Raw genomic sequence first — 25,395 nt, forward strand, 5'->3', positions numbered from 1 at the left:
GTTCTCCTGCAGGCAAGTGGGCGAGGCGTTTCGTGGCATACGCAGTAAGGGCTGTCATTTGCTTTGCGCCTGCTTGATGGCCAGCACGTCTTTAGGCGTGACCATGTCGCCTTTGTTGTTGCCCCAGGCGTTGCGCTCGTAAGTCACTACGGCGGCGATATCCACTTCCGACAGCTGTTTGCCGAAGGCGGCCATCGCGGTGCCGGGCTTGCCGAAGTACACGCGGTGCAGGTGGTCTTCCTTGGGTCCGATGGCAATCGGCGAGCCTTTGAGCGCCGGGAACATCGGCGGCAAGCCTTGGCCTTCTGCCTGGTGACAGGCCACGCAGGTGGTGTGGTAGACCTTGTCGCCACGCGCCACCAGCTCTTCGAGGGTCCACTCTTTGGAGGTCAGCTCCTTAAGCTTGGCCGCTTCTGCCTTACGCTCGCCGAGCCAGGTGTCGTAGTCGGCCTTGGATTTGACCTCGACCACAATCGGCATGAAGCCGTGGTCCTTGCCGCACAATTCGGCGCACTGGCCACGGTAGATGCCGGGTTTCTCGACCCGAGTCCACGCCTCGTTGACGAAGCCGGGGATGGCGTCGCGCTTGACTGCAAAGGCCGGCACCCACCAGGAATGGATCACGTCGGCGGCAGTCACCAGGAAACGCACCTTGGCGCCCACCGGCAGCACCAGCGGCTGGTCGACTTCGAGCAAGTAGTGCTCGCCCTTGGCGGCCTGGTTGTGGATCTGCTCGGCGGGTGTGGCCAGGTTGCTGAAGAACTCCACGTCCTGGCCCAGGTATTTGTAATGCCACTTCCACTGGTAGCCGGTGACTTGGATATCGATATCCGACTCACTGCTGTCGTAGATATTGATCAGGGTCTTGGTCGCCGGAATCGCCATCGCCACCAGGATCAGCAAGGGCACCACGGTCCAGAGGATTTCCACGGTCGTGCTCTCGTGAAACTTGGCGGCCACCTGGCCCGTGGACCGACGGTGCAGGATCATCGACCAGAACATCGCGCCAAACACGACAATGCCGATCACCACACAAATCCAGAAAATGGTCATGTGCAGGTCAAACACGGCGTGACTGACTTCAGTAGCCCCTGGCGTCATATTCATTGTCCAGGCGGCGTGCGCCTGGCCGAATACTGACCACAACAGTAGGCCCATCCAAACGTGTGGATGTCGCGTCATTGCGGGTACCCCTTTATGTTTCTTGTTATCCCGCCGGTTTGCACCTGCGGCGAAGGGAGCGGCTTCCATACTGCTTACAACCGCCAAGCCTTGCCTGCGTCATGCAGTTGGGCGTCATCAGCTAATTGCGTACAAAATCGAGTATAGACAGCCGCACCAACCCCGCAATGTGTAAGGGCAAATGAGCAAAAACAGACGGGCGGACCTAATAACTACGGGGCCGCAAACGTTTATCCGACGAACGATGGCAATTCGATATAACGCATGCGCATAACCATGAAATAATTATGACAAACGCGTCTTAGGCTCTCGTATAAACGAGCTACCTTGTCCTTTCCCTTTTCCTACGCCTGTTTCACTGGAGTTTTCATGAACACCGCCGCATTGCGCGAGCAGATTTCCCGTGCCCATCAACACGAAGCCAGCACTGGCCAGCTTGCCCAGCAACTGGAAAAACAATTGCCGCACCTGCATTCGGCCATTTCCCTGACTGACGGTGATCGCAACATTGTCATGACCCGTTTTGTTACTGCCTACATCGAACTCGTCCCGGACTTGCTCGAAGCCGCCAATGACGTGGCCCGCGAAGCCGGCATCGAAAGCCAGATCAAACCGGTGCTGAAAATCGCCGAGCATTTCTTCCTGCAGCCGCCCGCGATCCTGGCCGGCCATGAAGGCCTCGACAGCCTGCTGGACGAGGCTTACCTGGCTCACCGCTTGGTGGAAGAGGTCAACGATCTGTACATCAAGCATTTCGGCCAGCCGCTTATTCCGGCGGACACCACTGTGGCTAACGTGATTGCCCATCAGCTGATTGGTGAAACATTCGCCAATAAGCTGGATGAAGCCGTGCACCTGGCAGTGGATGAGATGCTCAACGAGGAGAGCTTTGCGCTGGAGTCGGTCGAGGCGTATCGCGAACAGCTGAAAAGCCCGGAAACGGAAGCGGCGTGGAAGCGCTGGCCGTGCCTGTCGCGGCAGTTGGGGGTTGAGTTGGCGTTGGATCAGCCGGCTTAAACTTCCGATCGGACGCGAGCCAAATGTGGGAGCCGGGCTTGCCCGCGATTGCAGTGGGTCAGTCAGCTAATGTGTTGACTGACACTCCCTCATCGCGGGCAAGCCCGGCTCCCACATTGTTTTGTGGTGCTCAGACAGGGGCCGAACCAATCCCCACCGTCGTGCGCACCCGGCCTTCCAGCCGGCGCTTCAACCCGCGCGCCTCGATCATCAGCTTCGAGCCCTTGGCCGCATTGGCCCGGCCCCATTCCTCCAGCAACTCCAGGCAAGAATGGTCGATGTAACTCAGGTTGCTCAGCGGCACATGCAACGTAGTCCCCGCAGGTACCGAGGACAGCACTTGGGTCAGCGCCGGCACTTTCAGAAAGGTCGCCGCACCGGTCAGACGCAACTCCATCTCACCGTCCTGGGGCAGGTCGATCAGGCTGATTTTCAGTCGCGACGCCTTGAAGGCGAGTTTGACCAACGTCAGCCCGAAGCCCACCAACACGCCGGTCAGCAGGTCGGTAAAGATGATCGCCAACGCCGTTGCGGCATAGGTGAACATCGGCATCCGCCCATAGCGGCCCAGCGCTCGGAATGCTTTCACGTCCACCAGCTTGATCCCGGTGTACACCAGCACACCCGCCAGGCTCGCCACCGGAATGCTTTGCAGCACACTCGACAGCAGCAGCACGAACCCGAGCAGCCACACACCGTGGAACATCGCCGACAAGCGCGTGGTCGCACCGGCCTGCACGTTAGCCGAGCTGCGTACGATCACGCCGGTCATCGGCAGGGCGCCGACCAAACCACAGAGCATGTTGCCCACACCTTGAGCAGACAATTCTTTGTCGAAATCGGAACGCTGACCGCTGTGCATGCGGTCAACCGCTGCGGCAGACAGCAGCGTCTCGGCACTGGCGATGAACGCCACAGCGAACGCGGCGATCAACAGCTGTGGGTCGGCCAGGTTCAGCAGGTCGCTGGGGCGCAGCCAGTCAATGGCATCGGCGAGGTTTTCCGGGACTTCCACGCGCTTGACCTGCAACGCCAGCACCAGGCTGGTGACGGTTGCCAAGCCCACGCCCAACAAGGCGCCGGGCACGAAACGCAGTTTTTGCGGGCGGAATTTATCCCACAGGTACATCACCAGCATCGTCGACAGGCCGAGCAACCCGGCTTGCCAGCCAAGGCCGCCGCCGAGGGTCGGGATCGCCTCGATCACTGCTGCCGGGAAGCCCGCCAGGTTATCCAGCCCTGAAGGCTTGGGTGCGCCGTCGAGCATCACGTGGAGCTGGGACAGCACGATCAACACACCGATCCCCGCCAGCATGCCGTACACCACCGCCGGCGCCGTGACACGGAACCAGCAGCCCAGGCGCAAACGCCCGGCCACCAGTTGCAGGAACCCCGCCAGCAGCAGGATCGGCCCGAGCATCATCATGCCGTGCTGGCGCACCAGCTCGAACACCAACACCGCCAAGCCCGCTGCGGGGCCGCTGACTTGCAGCGGCGAACCCGCCAGCCAGCCCACCACCAAACCACCGATAATCCCAGTGAGCAGCCCTTTGGCCGGCGGCATACCGGAAGCAATCGCAATGCCCATGCACAAGGGCAGGGCAACCAGAAACACAACCACGGAGGCGAGCAGCTCCCGCGGCAATACAGCTTTCAATTGAGCAGCACGCATGATGACTCTCCCGAGGCATTCGCCGGGCGCGGCAATGCCTGGCTGCATCCATGACAGCCACCGCATTACCCGGCAGGGAAGTGTTTAGAAGCGCGCTTTAGGCGTCGCGCAAGGGATTGGCCCGTCGCCGCTCAGCGGTCGGAACGCCGCTTGATCCGCATCGTAAGCGCGGATTTCACTGGTCTCGATGTTGTAGATCCAACCATGGATAAACAACTGACCATTGGCCATGCGCGAAGCCACGGAAGGGTGGGTGCGCAAATGCTGCAACTGGGCGATGACGTTTTCTTCGGTCAGCACCTTCATGCTTTCGCCTTCATTGGCGCAGTCGCAGTTGTCCTCGACCATGGACTTGGCGACCTCGGCGTGTCGCAGCCAGGCCCGTACCGTCGGCATCTTTTCCAGGCTCTGGGGGTTGAGCACCGCGCGCATGGCGCCGCAATCGGAATGCCCACACACGATGATGTGCTGCACGCCCAGGGCAAGTACCGCGTACTCGATGGCCGTGGAAACACCGCCGTTCATCTGGCCGTAGGGCGGCACCACGTTACCCACGTTACGGGTCACGAACAGGTCGCCGGGGGAGCTTTGGGTGATCAACTCCGGCACGATCCGCGAGTCGGCGCAGGTGATGAACATCGCCCGTGGGCTCTGGGCCGTGGCGAGTTTCTTGAAGAGTTCTTCCTGCTGGGGGAAGACGTCGTGATGGAAATGCAAAAAGCCGTCAACAATGTGCTTTAGCGCTGCATCGGCGGTTTCCGCCACCTGAGAGGCTGAAGCCGACGCAGCCGACGGCTGTTTATCCTTATCACTCATGATTCATCCTCTTGATTAATGCAGGGAGAGTGTTCAGATCAATTCGACGCTGAGCCAGTGGAATAGTTGTGAACGCCAAAGACCCAGGTTTCGACCCGTCAGTCACTCACTGAACAAGGTAGCCGTCTAAACTTAACTCAAACTGAATGAACCGCTCTAAATCGCGGGTTTAGGTGATGTCAATACGCGACTATTCCTACAAAATCGAACGGCATTGCCTCTTCAGTTTACAACAATGCCATCTGCCTGCCCGGTGGACAGAACGCGCTGCAATCCAGATTAAACCCTTCCCGCCGGTTCAGCCCCAGGCGCTTGATGGCTTTGCTGAAACGCTGCGCCAACAGATCGGCAAATGGCCCCTCGCCACGCATGCGCACACCAAAGCGGCTGTCGTAAACCTCACCCCCGCGCACCTGGCGCACCAGGCTCATCACATGGGCCGCACGCTGCGGGTAATGCGCCGCCAGCCACTCCTCGAACAGCGGCGCCACCTCCAGCGGCAGGCGCAGCATCATATAGGCTGCACTTTGCGCACCGGCGGCGTGGGCTTCGGTCAGCAGGCTTTCCAGCTCGCTGTCGTTGATCATGGGGATCATCGGCGAGCACAGCACGCCCACCGGGATGCCGGCCTCACGCATCACCCGAATCGCCCGCAATCGCGCCTTGGGCGCCGCCGTGCGCGGTTCCAGGATGCGCTTGAGCTCGTCGTCCAGGCTGGTAAGGCTGATCATCACCGCCACCAGCCGTTGCCGGGCCAGCTCGGTCAGCAGGTCGAGATCACGCAAAATCAGCGAGCCCTTGGTGATGATGGTCACCGGATGGCGGTAGCGCAGCAGCACTTCGAGGGTTTGCCGAGTGATCTTGTATTCGCGCTCGATGGGCTGGTACGGGTCGGTATTGGAGCCCAGGTTGATCGGCGCACACACATAGCCCGGCTTCGACAGCTGTTGTTCCAGCACATCGGCGGCATTGGTCTTGGCGATCAGTTTGGTTTCGAAATCCAGCCCCGGCGACATATCCCAATAGGCATGGCTGGGCCGCGCGTAGCAGTAGATGCACCTGTGTTAGGCTATAAGACACTCACGTGCTCGGTATCCCTGCTATGCAACGAAAATGCTATTCATACGTTCGTTTTTCTCATAAAAAACAAGAGCTTGGAACGTCATTTGCTCGACAAAGTGATATTCAGCATTTCGTAGAGAAACACAACCTCATAGTAGATACGAAGCTTGAAGATTTGGGCGTTTCAGCATTCAGGGGCAAAAACTCACAAAAAGGTCAGTTGGGTGATTTCATTGACCTTGTTGAAAATGGGCTGATTGAAGAAAATTCGATTTTGCTGATTGAAAACTTCGACCGTCTTTCAAGGCAGAAAGTAATTAAATCAACGCAGATATTTATCAACCTACTGAACCGAGGGGTAGATATAGCCGTTCTTGACACCGGGAAAATTTACTCCAAAAACACCCTACTATCATCAGATTTTTTCATTGCAGTGATTGAGTTTGAAAGGGCAAACGCTGAGTCATCGAGAAAAAGCGACTTTACAAGTGCGGCTTGGAATATTCATCGTGCTGAAATGAGAAATAACAAATCTGTAAAGACCAGAAAAACACCATCATGGATTGGTGTTTCAGGCGTAGTTAAGGCTCGTCCAGGTGATGAATCAGCCAAGTTTTTCATCATCGAAAATGAAGCTCGGAAAATCAGAAAGATTTTTGACTTGGCACTCTCAAAAGGTTTAAGTGAAACGGCAAGAGCCGTTAATGATTGGCTAGAACCCAATGAGCCAAAATATTCAATTCACCAGATTCAATATCTTTTAAAAAATAGAAAGGTTATTGGTGAACATCAGCCGATGAAATTCAATGAGAATGAAATTGGTGAAATGAAACTAATGCCGGAAGGTCCGACTATTCACGACTATTATCCTGCCATTGTCGAAAAGGCAATTTTTGAGGAAGTTCAAGAAAAAATAGCAGGTCGTAAACCCTTCTCGGGCAGATTTAACAAATCCCGGTTAAACATATTTCAAGGATTTATTACCTGTTACCACTGCAAAGGCACAGTGAGATATATGGACAAGTCCAGTATCGAGCGAGGTAATAAGCACTATTTTGTTTGTACTAACTCAATGTCGAGCAAATGTGTAATCAATCGCCGCTTAACTTACAATGCAAGTGAAGCAATGCAGTATTTCTTCGAAAAAACGGACAGGCTCAACCTGTCTGAAATTTTCGAGAATGACGAAAAAATTCTCACCTTGAACAGTTCAATCAAAGAAGCAGAAAGGGAATTAAAAAATACCTTTGCTCAACTTGAACGATTGAAGACGCAGATTAAAGAAATGCTTCGCAGTGGTAAAGAAATTTCAGATACTCTAAACGAAATGCTCATTGAGTTTGAAACCACTCAACGTCAACAAATTAAAACCGCAAATGCCCTTAAAGAAGAAAAGCAAAAGTCTGTTCAACAGATTGAAGCGTCAAGAAGTTTTGACCAAGATAATATCCTTGAACTACTCAATGATAAGAGTGACGAAGCCACTCGCAAAAGAATTACAATCAACAATCATCTAAAACAGATAATCGAAAATATCGAGTTTTTTTGCCGGGGTTACTCAAAGAAAAATCCTATTACCGGCGTTGAAGATAAACGCTCCACTTTAACTCCCACAATGATAGTAAGATTTAAAAATGGAGCAGTGAGAGTTATTGTAGAAAGTGAGTTAATTAAGGACGTAGGTGAACAGTCCGGTGGTGCAGAGCTTTATCTCCAAATCTTAGAAGATATGCACCAAAAAATGATTCTGAAATAGATACAGTGAGTCCTTTTAGTTGGACAATTGAAAATTGTCTAACCAAAAGGACTTCGATTCGAAAAAGTCACATTGAACCATTAAGTTTGTTACGTCTACGATATGTTGGCCTTGTTACTTCCAAACCGTTTTTTTCAAGCTCTGAAACTTCTGCATCAATCATATTATCAACAAGCAAAATATCACTTTCATCAGCCTTATCACTTTCAGTGATTTTATTTGCTTTTTCTTCAACGTCTTGTCGCTTGATTAAAACTTCAAGCATCGAATCACTTCTTATGCTGCTCACCCATAAAATCAAACTCGATTTAAAATCATTAAATGCTTTTACAATAAAATTCAACTTCGCTTTTTCAAACATTATTTGAGACTTTTTATTGTCCAGTTCAATCTCCTTAATCTCTAATTCTTTTAGTTTTGTCTCTGCTTCTTTCTGTGCAAGAACCGCCACAGTCGTTACGTTCTGCGCTTCTAAAACGAGTTTTGAGGCGTTTTGAGCTTCTGCTTTTGCTTTGTCATATTCGTGACGTTGTGCAGCCTTACGCCTGCCCACGTTGACCCTCAACGGTTTGTGGTGCGTGTGATCGATATTACAATGCTTCAATACTGACTGATTAAACTGTAATTTCAACTTTGCTAAAACGTTCTTTCTATCCAAATCAGCCAATCTCTCCCCAGCAAAAATCCGAGGTACGAGGAGATTTAAATGGGGGTTTGCCTGGTCGTGAATATTCAAAAAACACGTTCGACCAAAACGATTAACATCCTCTTTTATCTCTAACTCTTTGTGAATTGTATTGACCAAATCTTTTGATATTTTGGTCCATTGTTCTGCTGTTGGTTTATGCGGTGGGGGTAATATAAAATTAAACGATTGAGCGAAAGACTCAACCTTTCTACCGCCTTTTTTGTTTTTCGCATCGAATGAAATAGTTTCTTGAATAGTGTTATTAAGGAACGTATTTGCGTCAGAGTTGAACAGCGAATAAATAGTCGTATTTTTGTGGTTTTTATGCTTTTCACTTACTAAATAACTAACATATTCAGACAATCCAAAATCTTTATTTTTTAAACGCTCTGTTGTTACAGTCCAGTTTTTTATGCTCATATCGAACCTTCAAAAATGGTTCGACAGGTCTTACAAACTATTGTAAATTTCGGAAAATCAAACTCTGTGCTTGTATGCCAAAGAAGACCGTGCTGGGTTTTTTTCTTGCAGTTCGTACAGAGTAAATATAAGTTATTCATTTGTGTTTTAAGTTGTTATACTTTTATAGTAGCATATCGTAACAACGAAATTTCATAGTTGTTCAGCCGATTAGTCAGAGTTCAAGATAGGACAACCCTAAAGGGTTGACGCTGGCGCTTCCTACTTGCTGGGGATACCCCAGACCCAAAAAAGCGAAAAGCAAAAGCAAAAGCAAAAGCAAAAAATCAAAACCTCTTAAATGCGGCATCTCGCCTTGTCTTTAAAATCTCCTGTTTTTCAACAGTCGATTTTAAAGATACTTTACGAGATTTAAAAAATAGACGAACAACGTCGTTCACAATAAAAATCAACGCAAGGCGTTCTGACATACTGCTACGTTCTTGCCCAAGCAAAACTACTTGCTTAATAATTTCCCGCTCTTTATTTCTTGAGCTTTCTTGATATATTTCGACAAGTTCAATCAGCAACAGTAGTTGCTGAATGTTATTCGCATTACTCAATAATATCTGAAATGCACTGACGACTTTCAAGTCCCTTATAGAACTAACAAGATTTTCTGCCTTTGCTCTAACTTCTATTTCATTCATAGTGATTTGTATTTTTTATCATTATACAATTACGATGCACTAACTTACCTTTTAACCCCCCAGCGGGGGGAAGGGGGGAGAAGGTAAATACCGCAGTACCTGCGGCATAGAAAACTTTATTAATATGGATTTGTCGGCAAAGTATAAGTCTTAATAACAACGCCTTTACTTAAATACTCGGGATTTCTCCAAAAGTCTCCATCCTGCATTGTCCAGAGTGTTTTTGACTCTTCACAACTTCCTGTTTTAAAGTTAAAACTGTGGCTTATTTCCAGCGCCGTACTTCCTCGCTCATTAATAGTGTCTTTATTTTTACAATCACGAGCAGCCGCTTGATAAGCTCTTACAGACTCTTGTCGTTCCTTATCGGTCATTCTGTCCTTTGCTGAAACTTTATTTTCAATTACAGTTCCAGCAGGAACATTGCTTGTCGTTTCAAAATATCCAGCATTTACAGCAATACACAGAGCACCTATCACTACAATAAATTTGAAAAAATCTTCCATGATTTACCTTACACACAAGTTCAACATCTGCTTGATATTTCCATCAGAAACATTGCTACGTTTTAGGTTTTCAATTCTTTCTTTATCTAATGAGCTTGATAAACCTTTTGCGCAAAAATTCGAATTGAAATAGATATGCCCATTGTTGTCTACAAGTACTTTTTTCGTAATAAGAACTTTCCATGCCCGATTAACCGCGCTTTTATCCAAACATAAATCTTTTGCAATTGTAGATTGTTTAAGACTTACTAAATTCCCATAATCCATCATTTTCAAGATGTAAATAACGACTTTAAACTCTGTCGGCTTTAAGTCTAACTGCAATAGATTTTCTGCAAAACCGATAAAAAACTGCCCTATTATGACTTTGGGTTTATTTTTCTTCACGTTCACATTGACACTAATATCGCTTTGCTCTTCGCCTAACAATTCATTAACTGCTTCTAATGTTTTGTCATTCAGCTCTTTCTTTAAAAGCTCTTTTTGTAAAGCGCCAATACTTCCATCATCATTTTCTATTTCTAAACCGCCCATCGAATCATTCATTAATGCACCTATATTATGTTTATATAAATAGAGTAACATTTGAATTGATAAAAAGTAGATGCAAGTGAGAAATAATTGTTTTTTTTGAGAAGGTTCTCTCAAAACCTTATTTTCTGGTGAAATACCATTTTTCCACAGTTGATTAAATCGTCAACACCGGTTGATAAAATCGTCAACTTGTAGTTGATTAATAAATCAACTTCAGTTGATTAAATCATCAACTTTTATTTCTTATAAGTATTGATTTTATTGGTGTTGAGCGGCTCTTAAGATGTAAGACTTTAATAAGACCTTTAAGAGAGGGGTAATTTACTATGCAGATTGGAGATAAAAGCTCTTTAACTAAACAGTAGCATTTTATTTTTAAATTCTTATTAAATTAAAAGTTCTTAAATTTTTTAGTTGTTTCCGTTTGCGGCAGGTACTGCCGTTATTTACTTTTATGTTTTGTGAAATCCCCCCCAACTCCCCCGGTTGGGGGCCAAAAGCATTAAAAGCGATAAAAGCTATTCGGCTAGCCCTGCCGGATGATTCACCCATCCCTATGACCGTCGTCGCAGCCCTATGGGCGACGGTCAAGGGGCAACCCGTGCCCAGACAGCGCCCGCGACTATGCGTCGCTTGGGCGGGGAGCTTATCGCATAATAGATACACCCATACCTATATATCTATCCATCCGTTTCTACTCATCAACAGGTAACTTTTGCTCTATGAATATTTTTCATTGTAGCTTTTTACAAAGTTTCTCAAATCAAAAACATCTATACATTCACTCAAATACATAGAAGCAATTTCAACCTTTTCAGCATCCAAGTGCTTATCAAAGCCTTTGCTTTCTAATCTCTCAACCCACCAACTTACCTCATTAGGATGTTGATTAACCACGAAAATCCTGTATATAAATAAGGTATAAACCGCCTGGTGTAAGGCAACATCAGGAAATCGAACTACCGAGTCAATTAGCAATTCTCCCTTTTTTCTATTCATGTTTTTTAACATTCCGTCAACCAGAGCGGGCTTAACTCCGAGCGAAGTAGCGATAAGCAATACAGCCTTTCTTGTATTCCGGGTTAATACTTTATAAATCACAACGATACCGAAAATCACAGCCCCTAGAGTTATCAACATTCAAGCACCTCTTGCGAATAGTCCATTTTAACAACGTGAAGAATAGAGTGTATGAGCCGTTTGCGAAACGTTAATAAATGAGAATCTTATAGCGTAATAGATATAATGGTGGTTCTCAACCCTGCTCTATTTGCAGGGATTGAGTTTTTAGAAATTGGAAGTAGGCGGACAAATTGCCACACTACTTATACGAATAGCTTTTTGTTGACCAAGCACATCATAAACACAAACTTTATTCATTCCATCTGGGTATTCCCCTTTCAAAAAGCCTTGTCCATTACCAAGCCCCGGAGCACTATCGACGATTGAAATTTGACATATATCAGAAGCATTGACTGTATATACCTTCCCATTGTCGTATTTACAATAACGGGCCATACCTTGAACACCCATATCTTGAACCAAACTATAGTTCCAAGCATAAGCATATAACGGTGAAAACAAGCCACAAATTACTATTGCCGCTCTGAATTTCTTAATCATAAATACTCCCCCTTAAAATTCTATAAAAGAGCGCACAGCTCATCATCATTCCAACCAAGAACTTTCTTTTTTGCAATTTGGTATTTATTAGCTGTACGAGTTGCTGCTTGACGAATTGCATTGCCTCTTTCACGGCGGGAAAGTTCTGGTTTTTCAGTCAAAAACCTATCATAAGCATTTTGGAGTCTTCCGTGGACATCATCAACTTCTAGTTGAAGAACGTCCGCAACCCATTTGTCTAGAGTGATAGTTGTCTTCTCGCCAGACTCATTCGTAATTTGGTAATTCGTCTTACCGTCTGGATATTGGAATAGCTCATAATCCATACCGCTCTATCCTTCTGTGATGAATCGACGCAAAGCGCCATCATCACATGAGAACGAATAGTTGCATCAAAAATAATGAGGGTCTTATCGCAGAATAAATACACCCGTGCTCGCAGCCGCGATAGGGGTTGATCGAGCGATCAAACGGCAAGTCCGGCGAGTTATTGCGGGTGATGATGCTCTTGGCCGTTTCGATACGCACTTCGGTGCCCTGGGTCGGCGGCACTTCCTGGAACCAGCCGTCGTCTTCGGCCACGCTGACGGTAGGCGCAAAACGGTTATGCAGGTTGGTAGCCGTGCCCCGGCCACGGGGCGGCAGAGGTGTAGACATGAAAATGCCTCGATACTGTTTTTATGTACAGTATAGAGGCATCATCGTTATGACCAGTGCCGTTTGGCGGCGAGCACAGGATTAGTGCTTTTGCGTCACTTGCCCCAGGTCATCGCCCGAAGTAGTGCGCATATCACTCTTGCGCAGGTCCGTCACGTCGCTGGCTTTTACCGGCGCGCCCTTATTGCCCCAGCTGCCACGGACGAAACTGACCACATCCGCCACTTCCTGGTCCGACAACCGCCACGCGAATGCCGGCATGGTGAACGTCGAGGGTGCCGTGTGGGTGGCCGGCAAGGTGCCGCCGTTCAACACAATGTTGATCAGCGACGTAGCATCTGCCGTCTGCAACACCGGGTTACCCGCCAGTGCCGGGAACACCCGCGTATAGCCATGGCCGTCGGTACGGTGGCAGGCCGCGCAGTTGTCGATGTACACCGACGCGCCCGGCTTGCTGTCGTCACCTTTCCACAGCGCCTCGGCCACCAGTTTGTCGTACTGGTGCGGCTGATCTTTAGGGTCCACCGCCGGCAGGCTTTTGAGGTAACGGGCGATAGCGGTCAGGTCGTCCTGGGACATGTACTGCATGCTGTGCACCACCACATCGCTCATGCCGCCAAACACCGCGCTGCGATCACTGCGGCCGGTCTTGAGGAATTGCACCAACTGCTCCTCGCTCCAACTGCCGAGGCCGTCCTTGTGGTCACCACGCAGGCTTTTCGCGATCCAGCCTTCCAACGGCGCGCTGCCGGACAGGAAGGCGTTGCCGTCAGTGGCACTCAGGGCTTTTTCCTGCATGGTCAGCGCGCGCGGCGTGTGGCAGGCGCCACAGTGGCCGAGGCCTTCAACCAAATACGCACCACGACTAACCACCGGATCGGCAGCCGCTTGTGCCGGATGCTCTTGCACTGTCGGCGCAAACATCCACCGCCAGGCCGCCAACGGCCAGCGCATGCTCAGGGGCCAAGGAATATCGCTGTCCTTGTTCGCTTGGGCGACCGGCTCAACACCCTTCATGAAGTACGCATACAGCGCCTGCATGTCGCTGTCGCTGACACGTGCGTAAGACGGGTAGGGCATCGCCGGGTAAAGCGTACTACCGTTCTTGGCGACGCCATGGCGCACGGCCTTGTCGAAGTCTTCGAAGCTGTAGTCGCCCAGGCCGGTCTTGTCCGGGGTGATGTTGGTGGAGTAGATCACGCCGATCGGGGTTTCCATCGGCAGGCCGCCAGCGAAGGGCTTGCCACCCTTGGCGGTGTGGCAGGCCACGCAGTCACCGGCGCGGGCCAAGTATTCGCCCTGTTTGACCAGGTCGGTTTCGGCGGCGCTCACCGAGCAGCTGCTGAAGAGCGCCAAGGAGGCGATAACGAATGCTTTCATGGTCATCGCTCCTTATGCCTGAACCAGTGGGCCGGGGTTTTTAAGGTACTGCTCACGGATCGCCCGCGCCGACCAATAGGTCAACGCCGCTACCAGGCCGGTAGGGTTGTAGCCCAAGCCTTGTGGGAAAGCCGATGCGCCTGGGACAAACACGTTGTGTACGTCCCAAGATTGCAGGTAACGGTTCAAGGCACTGGTTTTCGGGTCGGTGCCCATGATCGCGCCACCGTTGAGGTGGGTGGTCTGGTAAGCCGCGGTGTTGAAGTGCTCACCGACCTTTTTGCCCAACACAGCAATGGCCTTGGGGTTCATCGCTTCGGCGACTTTGCCCATTTTCTCCATCATGAAACGGTTCATCTTGATGTCGTTTTCCTGCCAGTCGAACGTCATCCGCAGCAAGGGCAGGCCGTAGGCATCGCGGTACACCGGGTCCAGATCCAGGTAGTTGGCCCGGTAGGATTGATGCGCGCCGTGGGAGTCCATCGACACTTGGTGGGTGTAGTAATCGGCGGTGGCGCGTTTCCATGCACTGCCCCACGCCGGGGTGCCCGGCGGGTTGGACGTACCGGCAATCGGCCGGCTGCCGGCCTGGTTGACCCACATCGGCGAACCGCCAACAAAGCCGTGCGGCCCGTGGTCGAAGTTGTCCGCGTTGAAGTCATCAATGGCCACGCCATTGCCGCCCGCACCGATGAAGTTGTTGGTGTGGGTGTCCTTGTCGAAGAAAGCTTTGATGGTACCCATGTTCTGGTAGGCGAAGTTCCTGCCCACCACGCCCTCATTGGTGATCGGGTCGTAGGGCTTGCCGATACCCGAGAGCAACATGAGGCGCACATTGTTGAACTGGAAGGAACCGATGATCACCAGATCCGCCGGCTGCTCGCATTCGCGACCCTGGCCGTCGATATAGGTCACGCCGGTGGCTTTGCTCTTGGTGCTGTCGAGGTTGACCTTGAGTACGTGGGAATTGGCCCGCAGCTCAAAATTCGGCACTTGGCGCAACGCCGGCAGGATGTTTACGTTCGGCGAGGCCTTGGAGTACATGTAACACACGTAACCGCTGCAAAAACCGCAGAAGTTGCACGGGCCCATCTGCGCGCCGTAGGGGTTGGTGTATGGCCCCGAGGTATTGGCCGACGGCAGGTTGTAGGGCTTGTAACCAACGTCGGCAGCCGCCTTCTGAAACAGCTGTGCGGAGACGGTGTTTTTCTGCGATTCCAACGGGAACGGGTTGGAGCGATCCGGCGCATACGGGTTGCCGCCACGGCCTTCGCCCACCAACTGACCTTTAACCGTCCAGGCCTGGCCGGAGGTGCCGAAGACTTTTTCCGCGTAGTCGAAAAACGGCTCCAGTTCTTCGTAACTCACGCCGAAGTCCTGGATGGTCATGTCTTTGGGAATGAAGTTCTTGCCGTAGCGCTCCTCGTAATGGCTGCGCATGCGCAGCTCAATAGGGTCTACGCGAAAATGCACGCCCGACCAGTGCAGGCCCGCGCCACCCACGCCATTGCCCGGCAGGAACGCACCCAACTGCCGGTTGGGCAAGGCGACGTCGTTCACGCTATGGCGAATGGTCACCGTCTCCTTGGAAATGTCCTGGAAGAGTTTTTTACGCACGCTGTAGGTCAATTCGTCGATGACCTGCGGATAGTTGCCGTCCGGGTAAGTGTCCTGCATCGGGCCGCGCTCCAGCGCTACCACGTTGAGGCCAGCTTCCGTCAGCTCCTTGGCCATGATCGCGCCGGTCCAGCCGAAACCCACGATCACCGCATCGACTTTCTTCATGATGGTCGCCACGTTTATGCCCTCTCGCCGCGAATGGAAACAGCCGGAAAGGGGTATTGCTCGTTGCGTTCCACCCAATCCATAAAGTCGGCGCGGGCGCCGGGGAAGCCGATCATGGTCCAGCCAACCATGCCTTTGTTGCCGCCGTGGATCGGGTCACAGAAGAACCCTTCCTTGGTGTTTTGCAGCAGCAAGTTGAAAAACATCTTCGCCGGCACCGCCTCGAAATGTGCAGTCATTTCGCTGCCGCCCGCCTCCATGCGCCGCAACATGTCGTCCTGGGTAGCGCTGTCTTGCGCAGCAAAAGGCTTACCGTTGAACGCCTTCGACCAAGCATCCGTCGCAGCAATGCCCAAGCGATAGATGTCCTTGGGCACCAATTTGCTCTGCCAGCCCATCTCCGACGGTGCATCGGCGTTGAACGGGCCTTGCATGAACCACAGCGCGCCAGCGGCATACGGCGTGTTCATCTGGCGGTCGATGTATTCCGGCGCGCCGGCTTCCAGGGCACCCGGGCCTTGGGCGTCAGCGGGAATCAAGCGTGCGACGGCGGCGTTGATAAACGCCCACTCTTCGGCGCTGAAGTAGCTCGGCTCGTAGGCCTTGTCGCTCGCGGGCGGTTTAGCCTCGGCGGCCTGGGCCGGCTCCGGTGTCGCCATCAGCATCGAGCCACCAAAGCCGGTGCTGGCAACCGTGACCACCGGGATCAAGGTCAAGGATTTGCGCAAAAAGTCACGCCGGGGGTTGTCTTGATCTTGATCAGACATGGGTGCACCTCATCATGTGGTCACGGGTTTATCAGCCGCTTCTGGGAGCAGCGTGAAGGCTTGCCGAGGAAATAGGATCCAAAGGGATAGAACACACTGGCAAACAATAGTTACAAATGATAGCAGGCTAAGAATTAGAAGAACCGATTCAGCGATAAAAACACCGGATCAGGCCGAATATTCACGATCCTTTGACGAGCACCTCACGCGGCGTTGACTCCCGGCAAGCGAATCTGTGACCCATCAGCCAACTCCCTATTCGGTCACCCAACGCATGTTCGAGATTCGATTGCTGCCTGCCCTCGGCATGGCGTTCCTGGCCTTGTTCGCCACCGCTCACGCCCAAGCCGACGGCGCCTCTTCGCTGCGCTCGCCGGAATGGGCCCAGCCGGTGGGCGACCAATTCAACCTGCACCAGATGACGCCCACGCTGTATCGCAGCGCACTGCCCGACAGCAGTGCGGTGCCTGTGCTGGAGAATCTCAAGATCGGTACGGTGATCAACTTCCTGCCGGAATCTGATGCGGCGTGGTTGAAAACATCTGATATCAAACAGGTACAGCTGACTTATCGCACCAACCATGTCGACGATTCCGACGTGCTGGCAGCACTAAGAGCTATTCAGGAAGCGCAAGCGAACGGGCCGGTGTTGATGCACTGCAAACACGGCTCCGACCGCACCGGCCTGATGGCGGCGATGTACCGCGTGGTGATCCAGGGTTGGAGCAAAGAAGACGCGCTGAACGAGATGACCTTAGGCGGTTTCGGCACCAGTAATGGCTTCAAGGACGGCGTTCGCTACATGATGAAGGCCGATGTCGACAAGTTGCGTAAAGCGCTGGCGAATGGCGATTGCAGCACCAGCGCGTTTGCGCTGTGCTCGATGAACAGTTGGCTCAACACGACCAGCAGTAGCCGTGTTGAACCAAAGAAAGAGACTGAGCTGGTACTGACGCCCTAACAGGGCCTCAGTCTTTTTTCAGCTTGGGATTGGGGAAAAACTGCACCGGCTGCACCTTCGGGTTCGGCGCTTTCAACGCCGATGTATTAACCCGGGTGCCCAATTCCTTGGGCACCGACAGACCTTGTTCATTCAACGTGTCGGTATAACCGCAGGCCACACACTCACGGTGTGGCACGCTGTCTTCGGTCCACATCTTTAACTTGTCCGGCTCGCTGCACGCCGGGCAAACCGCCCCGGCGATAAATTGCTTTTTGGTGATCACAGGCCCTTCGCTCATGCTGCCGCGTCCTCACTCAGGCCGCTGTGGCGCAAGAGTGCGTCAATCGACGGCGCACGTCCGCGGAAGTCGACGAACAGCACCATCGGCGCCTGGGAACCACCACGAGCCAGGATCGCCTCGCGGAATGCGCGGCCAGTCTCGGCATTCAGCACGCCGTCTTCTTCAAACTTGGAAAAGGCATCCGCCGACAACACTTCAGCCCACTTGTAGCTGTAGTAACCCGCCGCGTAACCGCCAGCAAAGATGTGCGCAAAGCTGTTAGGGAAGCGGTTGTACGCCGGTGGGCGCATCACCGAGACTTCATCACGCACGCCTTCAAGCACCTGCGCCACGCTGCGGCCATCGCCGTGGGTGGCGTGCAGCTCGAAGTCAAACAGCGAGAATTCCAGCTGGCGCGCCATCATCAGGCCGGACTGGAAGTTTTTCGCCGCGAGCATTTTTTCCAGCAGGTCCTGCGGCAGCGGCTCACCGGTCTCATAGTGGCCGGAGATCAGCGCCAGGCCTTCCGGCTCCCAGCACCAGTTCTCCATGAACTGGCTCGGCAACTCCACCGCATCCCAAGCCACGCCGTTGATGCCAGAAACGCCGGCATGCTCGACGCGGGTCAGCAGGTGATGCAGGCCGTGGCCGAATTCGTGGAACAGGGTGGTCACTTCATCGTGGGTCAGTAGGGCAGGTTTGCCGCTGTCGGCCGGGGTGAAGTTGCACACCAGGTTAGCCACTGGGCTTTGCAGCACGCCGTCGACCGTGCGACGACGGTCGCGAGCGCCGTCCATCCAGGCACCGCCACGCTTGTTGGCGCGGGCGTACAGGTCAAAGAAGAAGCGGCCGACGTGCTGGCCGTTTTCCTTGATTTCAAACAGGCGAACGTCCGGGTGCCAAGTGTCGAAGCCTTTTTGCTCGGCGATCTCAATGCCGTACAGGCGTTGCACGATGGCAAACAGGCCGCCCAGCACTTTGTCGATTGGGAAGTAGGCGCGCAGCGCTTCCTGAGACACGCTGTAACGTTGCTCACGGAGCTTCTCGCCGTAGAAACCGCTGTCCCAGCTTTGCAGATCAGCACAGCCTTGCTCGGCAGCGTAAGCCTTGAGCTGTTGCAGGTCTTGGGCAGCAAACGGCTTGCTGCGCGTGGCCAGGTCGCGCAGGAAGCTCAGCACCTGGTCGCTGGACTCGGCCATCTTGGTGGCCAGGCTCAGTTCGGAGAACGAGGCGTAGCCCAGCAGTTTGGCCAGCTCCTGACGCAGGTCGAGGATTTGTTCCATTACCGGGCCGTTATCATTCTTACCGGCATTCGGGCCTTGGTCCGACGCACGGGTGCAGTAGGCCGCGTAGACTTCTTCACGCAGGGCACGGTCGTGGGCGTAGGTCATCACCGCGTAGTAGCTGGGGAATTCCAGGGTAATCAGCCAGCCGTCGAGGCTTTTGGCCTGGGCGGCGGCGGCCATTTGTGCCTTGGCCGAGTCGGTCAGGCCGGCGAGGGTGGCTTCGTCGGTGACGTGTTTGGTCCAGGCTTGGGTGGCATCCAACAGTTGGTTGGAAAATTTGCTGCCCAGCTCGGAGAGCTTGCTCTGCACTTCGGCGTAACGCTTTTGCTGCTCAGGCGGCAAATCGATACCCGACAGGCGGAAGTCGCGAAGGGAATGTTCCAGGATGGTTTTTTGCGCCACGTCGAAACCAGCCGCTTGCGGGCTGTTGGCCAGGGCTTCAAAGGCCTGGAACAGCGCGCGGTTCTGGCCCATCTCAGTGGAGTAGGCGCTCAATGCCGGCAGGCACGACTCGTAGGCTTCACGCAGTTCGGCGCTGTTGCACACGGCATTCAAGTGGCTGACCGGGCTCCAGGCGGCGCCCAGGCGGTCATTCAGTTCGTCCATGGCCAGCACCAGGCCGGCCCATGTCGGATTTTTGCCCTGGCTTTGCAGGATGCCTTCGATGGCAACACGGTTGTCGGCGAGGATCTGTTCGATGGCCGGCTGCACGTGCTCGGCACGGATCGCCGAGAACGGCGGCAGGTCGTAGGACTGCAGAAGAGGGTTGTTCGCGCTCACGGTTGGCACCTTGGCTGAAGAAACATGTAAGAACAAAGATGGGGCCATCTTAATTACAATCAACGCCCACCGCAGCTATCAGCACATAAGAGAGAGGCTATCGTGACCCTTCGCACTTATCAGAACCACACGCCAACCCTGGGCGCCGGGGCTTTTGTCGATATTTCGGCGGTGGTGATCGGCGATGTCGAAATCGGCGCCGACAGCTCGGTTTGGCCGCTGACGGTGATTCGCGGCGACATGCACCGCATCCGCATCGGGGCACGCACCAGCGTGCAGGACGGCTGCGTGCTGCACATTACCCACGCAGGTCCCTTTAATCCTGACGGTTTCCCGCTGCTGATCGGCGATGACGTGACCATCGCCCACAAAGTCATGCTGCATGGCTGCACGGTGGGGAACCGCATCCTGATCGGCATGGGCAGCATTGTGATGGACGGCGCCGTGGTCGAAGACGACGTGATCATCGGCGCTGGCAGCCTGGTGCCACCGGGCAAAAAACTCGACAGCGGCTTTTTGTACGTGGGCAGCCCGGTTAAACAAATCCGTGCGCTGACTGACAAGGAGCGTGCCTTTTTCACCTACAGCGCGGCGAACTACGTGAAGCTCAAAGACCTGCACCTGGCTGAAGGATTCGACCAATGACCCAGCGTTACCAAACCGTCCTGTTTGACCTGGATGGCACCCTGACCGACCCGCGTGAGGGCATCACCCGCTCGATCCAGTACGCGCTTGGCAAGCTCGGTATCGACGAACCGGACCTGACCAAACTGGAACACTTCATCGGCCCACCGTTGCTGCAAGCCTTCATGCAGTTCTACAGCTTCGACGAGGCCAAGGCGTGGGACGCGGTGAATTTCTATCGCGAGCGCTTCAAGGTCACCGGGCTGTACGAAAACCGCGTGTTCGACGGCGTGATGCCGCTGCTTGAAGCGCTGAATGGCCAGGGTCGCCAGCTGTATGTGGCCACGTCCAAGCCGTGGGTGTTTGCCCGCGAGATTGCGCGGCATTTCGATTTTGCCAAGCACTTCAAGGTGATTTACGGCAGCGAGCTCGATGGCACACGCACCAATAAGGTTGAGTTGATTGCGCACTTGATGAGTGAGGAAGGCCTAGACCCGGCGACCACCTTGATGATTGGCGATCGCAAGCATGACCTGATCGGCGCGCGCAGCAATGGGCTGGATTCGGCGGCGGTGGGGTATGGGTTTGGCAGTTTTGAAGAGTTGAATGCCGAGGCGCCGACTTGGCATTTTGAGACGTTGGAGGAGATGCATCAGGCGTTTTTGCAGCGCGCTTGAGACCGCTATCGCAGCGATGCGGCGACCCGACAAGCCAGCTCCCACATTGGATCGGCGTACACAGATCAAGTGTGGGGGCTGGCTTGCCTGCGATGAGGCCCTAACGGCCCCCACCCTCCAACTGCCTCAACGCCGCCTTACGCTGCTCCACCGGCAACCCACCCAACTTCTCAACCGCCGTATAGAACTTCACCCAATCCCCACTTTCCTGCGCAAACAACGCCGCAAACGCCGGCACCCATTGGTCATACAGCCCAAACGGCAACAACCGCGCATTGTTCATCGGCTGGTTGATCCACACGTCGTAACGTTTATCCCCAGCCCATTGGCTGTCACGCAGGTGCTGATATTCAGTGCGCAAGCGCTCGAACTCGGCGACTTTGGCTAAGCGCATCACCTCAGCCGACAACGGTTGCGCGTAGAGTTTTTCCAAGCGCTTACGGGTATCGAGCACCAACCGGATAAATTGGTCACGTTGCTGCAACGCCGCATTGCTCAAAGGCGCCAAGCCACGCGCCGCGCGCCATTGGCGGGTGCCTTCCTGCTCAACGAAGTTGGCATACGATTCATTGAACTCGGTGTCGTCCTGCACATAAAAACGCTGGTGCGCCAGCTCATGGAAGATCAGCGTGGCCAGGCGTTCATCGCCCCAGTTCATCATCGAATTCATGATCGGGTCGTTGAACCAACCTAAGGTCGAATAGGCCTCGACACCGCCAATCGACACATCCATGCCTTTTTGCTGCAACAACGCCGCCTCACCGCGGGCTGCGCCCTGGTTGTAATAACCGCGATAAGCGACGCAACCGGCGATTGGGAAGCAATGGGTCTGGGGAGACAGGGAAAATTCCGTAGTAGCGAACACGTTCCAGACGACATAGGGCCGGCCAATGTCGGCGTACAGCCGGTAACTCTGGTTGTCGGGCAAATGCAGGTGCTCGCTGGCAAAGGCACGCGCCTTCTGCGCTTGCACCAAGTGATCGCGCAATACCTGTGGGCGGGAAGGGTCGGCGATAACCTCGGCAACCGGCTCGCGCGCCCGCAACAATTGCCACTGGCCGCCGGCCAACTGGCTGTAATAACTGACACTGGAACAGCCGCTGAGCAGCACAACCATTAACCCTGGAAGAAAACCCCTCAACATGCTCCGACTGCTCCTGGGTGATTGGCTCGCCAGACTATCCTGCCTGCACGGAATGTTTCCATGCTCAGCATGTTTATACTCATCACGAGTCTGCTGCCATCGGCGCCGGGCTCAACTCCTTCTTACCGTTGAGTACCTGCCATGCGTCAGCTCTTGCTACTCGTCACCGCCCTGTTTCTAAGCGCTTGTGCTTTGACGCCGATACCGCCGGCCGACCCGCACCAGGCCTGGGTCGATTTCAGCACCCCGACACCGGGGGCCAAACTGGTGATGGCGCAACGTCTGGATGGGAAAAACCTCAACGATGGGCGCTTCTTCCAGGTCCCGCCGGGCAGTCACGAGCTGATGGTGCGCTTTGATTTCGAAGTACCGACCGGCGGCAGTTTGGGCGGGTTGTCGCAGACCCAGGACCGGACCTGCTTCATGACCTTGCAGTACGACAACTTCCAGGCGGGCCAGCGCTACGTACTGGAAGGTCGCTCGCTGGCCTTCACGCCCAACATCCGGCTCTACAACGCCGCGCGGCAGTTGTTGGCGGAGGAACGCAGCGTGAACTGCATCTGATCAGTCGTTGTTCTTCTGGTAGACGATGGCTTTAGTACCGTTCTCACAGCTGCCGACGACCATGGCGCTGTCGTGCTTGTCGGCTTCTTCCTTGCTGACCACTTCCAAGGTGTAGGACGGAACGGCATTAGCCTGGATCTTGACCTCGATCTCTTTCCTGAGCTCTTCACAATCTTTTGGCGCGGCCACAGCCGACGTGGCCAAAACACCGCAGATGATTGCCAAGGCAAAACGTTTCATGTGTGTAGCTCCCTGAATGCACTGCGCACGGGTGTGCGCCTAGGCTGCATAGCCTATAGGACCACACTTGGGAAACACGAGTTCTGATTTAACGCAGAACTAAATATGGGAGCGGGCTTGTGTGGGAGCTGGCTTGCCTGCGATGGCAGCGCCTCGGTGCAACTGCAAAGCCGAGGTGTACCTATCGCGGGCAAGCCCGGCTCCCACACAAACCCGCTCCCACAGCGATCTACGGTGTTACGCAGTCCGCATTAGCTGACGAGCGTGGCATCCAGGCTGATTTTCGCATTCAGCACCTTGGACACCGGGCACCCTTCCTTGGCCTTTTTGCTCAGTTCATCGAACTGCGCCTGGCTCGCGCCTGGGATCTTGGCTTTCAGAACCAAGTGCACGGCCGTAATCGCAAAACCACCGTCGACTTGGTCCAGCGTCACTTCGGCCTGGGTGTCGATGCTGTCAGCCTTGAGGCCGGCGTCGCCCAAAATCATAGAAAACGCCATGGAGAAGCAACCGGCGTGGGCCGCACCAATCAATTCCTCAGGGTTTGTGCCCTTGCCGCCCTCGAAACGGGCCTTGAAGCCGTAGGGCGCTTCGCGCAGAACGCCGGTTTCCGTGGAAATGGAACCCAGGCCAGTCTTCAGATCACCTTCCCAATGCGCGGATGCCTTTTTAACGATACTCATAGCTTTCTCCTCGAACGGTGGTTTTGCTTCAGTAAGGGTTCTGAGGATAGACGGCCCGCCAAAGTTCATCTTGTCGGAGAAACCTAGCGATATAGTAGGAAATATGCCTAACCGCTATTGAATCTCGGGTATATGCCCTCATTGCATAGAACATGCACATGAAGCGGCAGGTTTTGGTTCGTCTATAAGCCTGCGCACCTATTGGAGAAGCAGGCTTATGAAATCGCTGTCCGACGTGAAGTTCTCGACCCTGGACCTGGTGCCCGTGCGCGCCAATGGCAGCCCGGCGCAGTCGCTGCGCAACTCGCTGGACCTGGCCCAGCACGTGGAAAAATTTGGCTACAACCGTTTCTGGGTGGCCGAACACCACAACATGGACGGTATCGCCAGCTCGGCCACCTCGGTGTTGCTGGGCTATCTGGCGGGCGGCACTTCGACCATTCGCGTCGGCTCCGGCGGCGTGATGCTGCCCAACCACGCACCGTTGGTGATCGCCGAACAGTTCGGCACCCTGGAAAGCCTGTACCCCGGCCGTATCGACCTGGGCCTGGGCCGCGCGCCCGGTTCCGACCAGATGACCGCCCGCGCCCTGCGCCGTGAGCGCTCGGGCAGCGCCGATGACTTCCCCGAAGATGTGGCCGAGCTGATGGCGTACCTAGGCCCGCGCACGCCCGACCAACGGGTGATCGCCGTACCGGGCACCGGCACCAACGTGCCGGTGTGGTTGCTGGGTTCCAGCCTGTTCAGCGCACAGCTTGCCGGTGAGCGCGGTTTGCCCTACGCCTTCGCCTCGCATTTCGCACCGCGCTTGATGCATGAGGCGGTTCGCGTGTACCGCAATCACTTCAAGCCTTCGGCCGTACTGGACAAACCCTACGTGATGCTCGGCATCCCGTTGGTAGCCGCCGACACCGACGAGCAGGCCGACTACCTGGCAACCTCCGTGTACCAGCGCATCCTCGCACTGATGCGCGGGCAAAGCCTGGTGCAGCGCCCACCAGTGAAAACCATGGACGGCCTGTGGCTGCCCCATGAAAAAGACGCGGTCGGCAGCTTTCTCGGCCTGGCGATGGTCGGCAGCCCGGCGAAGATCCGCGCCAAACTGGAAGTACTGATCGAGCAGACCGGCGCCGATGAGCTGATCTTTACCTGCGACCTCTACGAGCATGCCGACCGGATTCATTCCTACGAGCTGTTGGCGCAGTTGATGAAGGGCTGATAACCCACAGGCGAAAAAAAACCGACGCACTCGCGTCGGTTTTTTATGTCTGGAACACAGGGTTAACCGCGCTTGTAGGCGATTTCCTTGGTGCCACCTTCGCAACTGCCGACAACTGTGTGGTCGCTGGGTGCCGCACCTTTGTTTACCACTTCCAGCGAATAACCCGAGGCACCTTTGGCGTCGATTTTCGCCGCGATTTCGCTTTTCAGCTCATCACAAGGCTTGCCCGCCGCCATTGCTGTCCCCGCAATGCTCAACAAACCTACCGCTAACAGAAGCTTCTTCATCCGATACTTTCCTTGCGCTGATCCAAAAGAGCGTGCCGACGCATCGCATCGGCACCCCAAGGTTGTAGCGCAGGTTATGGCAATCGGCCAGTCCTCAAAGTTCAACCAGCG

Annotated in this window: 26 protein-coding genes and 2 pseudogenes; 7 read left to right on the forward strand and 21 right to left on the reverse strand. The window is 54.0% G+C overall.

The window, feature by feature from the left end; all coding sequences use genetic code 11:
* Positions 1 to 54: 54 nt before the first annotated feature.
* Positions 55 to 1,182: a cytochrome c oxidase subunit II gene (coxB, locus tag ACI77I_RS13360; RefSeq protein ID WP_406997752.1), complete on the reverse strand. Its 1,128-nt coding sequence runs from the start codon at positions 1,180 to 1,182 to the stop codon at positions 55 to 57.
* Between the two features lie 369 nt (positions 1,183 to 1,551).
* Between coxB and ACI77I_RS13365 the strand changes: the two genes are divergently transcribed.
* A complete protein-coding gene (locus tag ACI77I_RS13365) occupies positions 1,552 to 2,199 on the forward strand; it encodes a hypothetical protein (protein ID WP_094949690.1) in 648 nt (215 codons plus the stop codon).
* Between the two features lie 130 nt (positions 2,200 to 2,329).
* On the opposite strand, the gene ACI77I_RS13370 is transcribed toward ACI77I_RS13365, so the two are convergent.
* The 3 genes and pseudogenes from ACI77I_RS13370 to ACI77I_RS13380 all read right to left on the reverse strand — a co-directional run.
* The gene (locus ACI77I_RS13370; protein WP_406997753.1) at positions 2,330 to 3,871 is read right to left on the reverse strand and encodes a SulP family inorganic anion transporter; all 1,542 of its coding nucleotides are present in this window, start codon (positions 3,869 to 3,871) and stop codon (positions 2,330 to 2,332) included.
* Between the two features lie 84 nt (positions 3,872 to 3,955).
* The gene (locus ACI77I_RS13375; RefSeq protein ID WP_094949692.1) at positions 3,956 to 4,687 is read right to left on the reverse strand and encodes a carbonic anhydrase; all 732 of its coding nucleotides are present in this window, start codon (positions 4,685 to 4,687) and stop codon (positions 3,956 to 3,958) included.
* 227 nt (positions 4,688 to 4,914) lie between these two features.
* Positions 4,915 to 5,751 (reverse strand): annotated as a pseudogene (locus ACI77I_RS13380) (PA0069 family radical SAM protein); the annotation flags it as partial.
* A gap of 20 nt (positions 5,752 to 5,771) precedes the next feature.
* Here ACI77I_RS13380 and ACI77I_RS13385 point away from each other — a divergent pair.
* Positions 5,772 to 7,505, forward strand: coding sequence for a recombinase family protein (locus tag ACI77I_RS13385; RefSeq protein ID WP_406997754.1), 1,734 nt, complete (start codon positions 5,772 to 5,774; stop codon positions 7,503 to 7,505).
* A gap of 67 nt (positions 7,506 to 7,572) precedes the next feature.
* Here the strand turns inward: ACI77I_RS13385 and ACI77I_RS13390 are convergent, their stop codons facing one another.
* The 11 genes and pseudogenes from ACI77I_RS13390 to ACI77I_RS13440 form a co-directional block, all read right to left on the reverse strand.
* Complete coding sequence (locus ACI77I_RS13390) at positions 7,573 to 8,613, reverse strand: hypothetical protein (RefSeq protein ID WP_406997755.1); 1,041 nt, start codon at positions 8,611 to 8,613, stop codon at positions 7,573 to 7,575.
* A 326-nt stretch (positions 8,614 to 8,939) separates the two neighbouring features.
* Positions 8,940 to 9,302: a hypothetical protein gene (locus ACI77I_RS13395; RefSeq protein WP_406997756.1), complete on the reverse strand. Its 363-nt coding sequence runs from the start codon at positions 9,300 to 9,302 to the stop codon at positions 8,940 to 8,942.
* Positions 9,303 to 9,421: 119 nt separating this feature from the next.
* On the reverse strand, positions 9,422 to 9,808 hold the full coding sequence (locus ACI77I_RS13400) for a hypothetical protein (protein ID WP_406997757.1): 387 nt from the start codon (positions 9,806 to 9,808) through the stop codon (positions 9,422 to 9,424).
* A gap of 3 nt (positions 9,809 to 9,811) precedes the next feature.
* Positions 9,812 to 10,354 carry a helix-turn-helix domain-containing protein gene (locus ACI77I_RS13405; RefSeq protein ID WP_177146595.1) on the reverse strand — a complete coding sequence of 181 codons (543 nt, stop codon included), beginning with the start codon at positions 10,352 to 10,354 and terminating at the stop codon, positions 9,812 to 9,814.
* A 708-nt stretch (positions 10,355 to 11,062) separates the two neighbouring features.
* Complete coding sequence (locus ACI77I_RS13410) at positions 11,063 to 11,482, reverse strand: DUF1198 family protein (RefSeq protein WP_406997758.1); 420 nt, start codon at positions 11,480 to 11,482, stop codon at positions 11,063 to 11,065.
* Positions 11,483 to 11,629: 147 nt separating this feature from the next.
* Positions 11,630 to 11,965 (reverse strand): hypothetical protein, encoded by a 336-nt coding sequence (locus ACI77I_RS13415; protein WP_177146597.1) that lies wholly within the window; start codon positions 11,963 to 11,965, stop codon positions 11,630 to 11,632.
* Positions 11,966 to 11,985: 20 nt separating this feature from the next.
* The gene (locus tag ACI77I_RS13420; protein ID WP_177146598.1) at positions 11,986 to 12,291 is read right to left on the reverse strand and encodes a hypothetical protein; all 306 of its coding nucleotides are present in this window, start codon (positions 12,289 to 12,291) and stop codon (positions 11,986 to 11,988) included.
* A 76-nt stretch (positions 12,292 to 12,367) separates the two neighbouring features.
* Positions 12,368 to 12,622 (reverse strand): annotated as a pseudogene (locus ACI77I_RS13425) (radical SAM protein); the annotation flags it as partial.
* A gap of 81 nt (positions 12,623 to 12,703) precedes the next feature.
* Positions 12,704 to 14,002 (reverse strand): c-type cytochrome, encoded by a 1,299-nt coding sequence (locus ACI77I_RS13430; RefSeq protein ID WP_406997759.1) that lies wholly within the window; start codon positions 14,000 to 14,002, stop codon positions 12,704 to 12,706.
* 12 nt (positions 14,003 to 14,014) lie between these two features.
* Positions 14,015 to 15,799: a GMC family oxidoreductase gene (locus ACI77I_RS13435; RefSeq protein WP_094949695.1), complete on the reverse strand. Its 1,785-nt coding sequence runs from the start codon at positions 15,797 to 15,799 to the stop codon at positions 14,015 to 14,017.
* Positions 15,800 to 15,801: 2 nt separating this feature from the next.
* Positions 15,802 to 16,554, reverse strand: a complete 753-nt coding sequence (locus ACI77I_RS13440) for a gluconate 2-dehydrogenase subunit 3 family protein (RefSeq protein WP_406997760.1) — start codon at positions 16,552 to 16,554, stop codon at positions 15,802 to 15,804.
* 274 nt (positions 16,555 to 16,828) lie between these two features.
* On the opposite strand from ACI77I_RS13440, the gene ACI77I_RS13445 reads away from it, so the two are divergent.
* Positions 16,829 to 17,515 (forward strand): dual specificity protein phosphatase family protein, encoded by a 687-nt coding sequence (locus ACI77I_RS13445; RefSeq protein ID WP_094949697.1) that lies wholly within the window; start codon positions 16,829 to 16,831, stop codon positions 17,513 to 17,515.
* A 7-nt stretch (positions 17,516 to 17,522) separates the two neighbouring features.
* Here the strand turns inward: ACI77I_RS13445 and ACI77I_RS13450 are convergent, their stop codons facing one another.
* Positions 17,523 to 17,795, reverse strand: a complete 273-nt coding sequence (locus ACI77I_RS13450; RefSeq protein ID WP_406997761.1) for a YheV family putative zinc ribbon protein — start codon at positions 17,793 to 17,795, stop codon at positions 17,523 to 17,525.
* Complete coding sequence (prlC, locus tag ACI77I_RS13455; RefSeq protein ID WP_406997762.1) at positions 17,792 to 19,843, reverse strand: oligopeptidase A; 2,052 nt, start codon at positions 19,841 to 19,843, stop codon at positions 17,792 to 17,794. The genes ACI77I_RS13450 and prlC overlap by 4 nt, the downstream gene beginning before the upstream one ends.
* A gap of 102 nt (positions 19,844 to 19,945) precedes the next feature.
* On the opposite strand from prlC, the gene ACI77I_RS13460 reads away from it, so the two are divergent.
* Both ACI77I_RS13460 and ACI77I_RS13465 read left to right on the forward strand, forming a co-directional pair.
* Positions 19,946 to 20,488 carry a gamma carbonic anhydrase family protein gene (locus tag ACI77I_RS13460; RefSeq protein WP_094949700.1) on the forward strand — a complete coding sequence of 181 codons (543 nt, stop codon included), beginning with the start codon at positions 19,946 to 19,948 and terminating at the stop codon, positions 20,486 to 20,488.
* A complete protein-coding gene (locus ACI77I_RS13465; RefSeq protein WP_406997763.1) occupies positions 20,485 to 21,144 on the forward strand; it encodes an HAD family hydrolase in 660 nt (219 codons plus the stop codon). The genes ACI77I_RS13460 and ACI77I_RS13465 overlap by 4 nt, the downstream gene beginning before the upstream one ends.
* 100 nt (positions 21,145 to 21,244) lie before the next feature.
* On the opposite strand, the gene ACI77I_RS13470 is transcribed toward ACI77I_RS13465, so the two are convergent.
* On the reverse strand, positions 21,245 to 22,288 hold the full coding sequence (locus tag ACI77I_RS13470) for an aminopeptidase (protein WP_406997764.1): 1,044 nt from the start codon (positions 22,286 to 22,288) through the stop codon (positions 21,245 to 21,247).
* A gap of 141 nt (positions 22,289 to 22,429) precedes the next feature.
* On the opposite strand from ACI77I_RS13470, the gene ACI77I_RS13475 reads away from it, so the two are divergent.
* Positions 22,430 to 22,852, forward strand: a complete 423-nt coding sequence (locus ACI77I_RS13475) for a hypothetical protein (protein ID WP_094949703.1) — start codon at positions 22,430 to 22,432, stop codon at positions 22,850 to 22,852.
* Here the strand turns inward: ACI77I_RS13475 and ACI77I_RS13480 are convergent, their stop codons facing one another.
* Positions 22,853 to 23,092 (reverse strand): DUF1161 domain-containing protein, encoded by a 240-nt coding sequence (locus ACI77I_RS13480; RefSeq protein WP_064450020.1) that lies wholly within the window; start codon positions 23,090 to 23,092, stop codon positions 22,853 to 22,855. It lies immediately after the preceding gene.
* Between the two features lie 251 nt (positions 23,093 to 23,343).
* The gene (locus ACI77I_RS13485) at positions 23,344 to 23,775 is read right to left on the reverse strand and encodes an OsmC family protein (RefSeq protein WP_027608131.1); all 432 of its coding nucleotides are present in this window, start codon (positions 23,773 to 23,775) and stop codon (positions 23,344 to 23,346) included.
* 217 nt (positions 23,776 to 23,992) lie between these two features.
* On the opposite strand from ACI77I_RS13485, the gene ACI77I_RS13490 reads away from it, so the two are divergent.
* Positions 23,993 to 24,994: an LLM class flavin-dependent oxidoreductase gene (locus ACI77I_RS13490; protein WP_094949705.1), complete on the forward strand. Its 1,002-nt coding sequence runs from the start codon at positions 23,993 to 23,995 to the stop codon at positions 24,992 to 24,994.
* Positions 24,995 to 25,056: 62 nt separating this feature from the next.
* On the opposite strand, the gene ACI77I_RS13495 is transcribed toward ACI77I_RS13490, so the two are convergent.
* Positions 25,057 to 25,284: a DUF1161 domain-containing protein gene (locus ACI77I_RS13495; RefSeq protein WP_406997765.1), complete on the reverse strand. Its 228-nt coding sequence runs from the start codon at positions 25,282 to 25,284 to the stop codon at positions 25,057 to 25,059.
* Positions 25,285 to 25,395: the final 111 nt, after the last annotated feature.

This window comes from Pseudomonas sp. D47 (assembly GCF_045447305.1).
In the GTDB taxonomy this organism is placed as follows: Bacteria; Pseudomonadota; Gammaproteobacteria; order Pseudomonadales; family Pseudomonadaceae; genus Aquipseudomonas.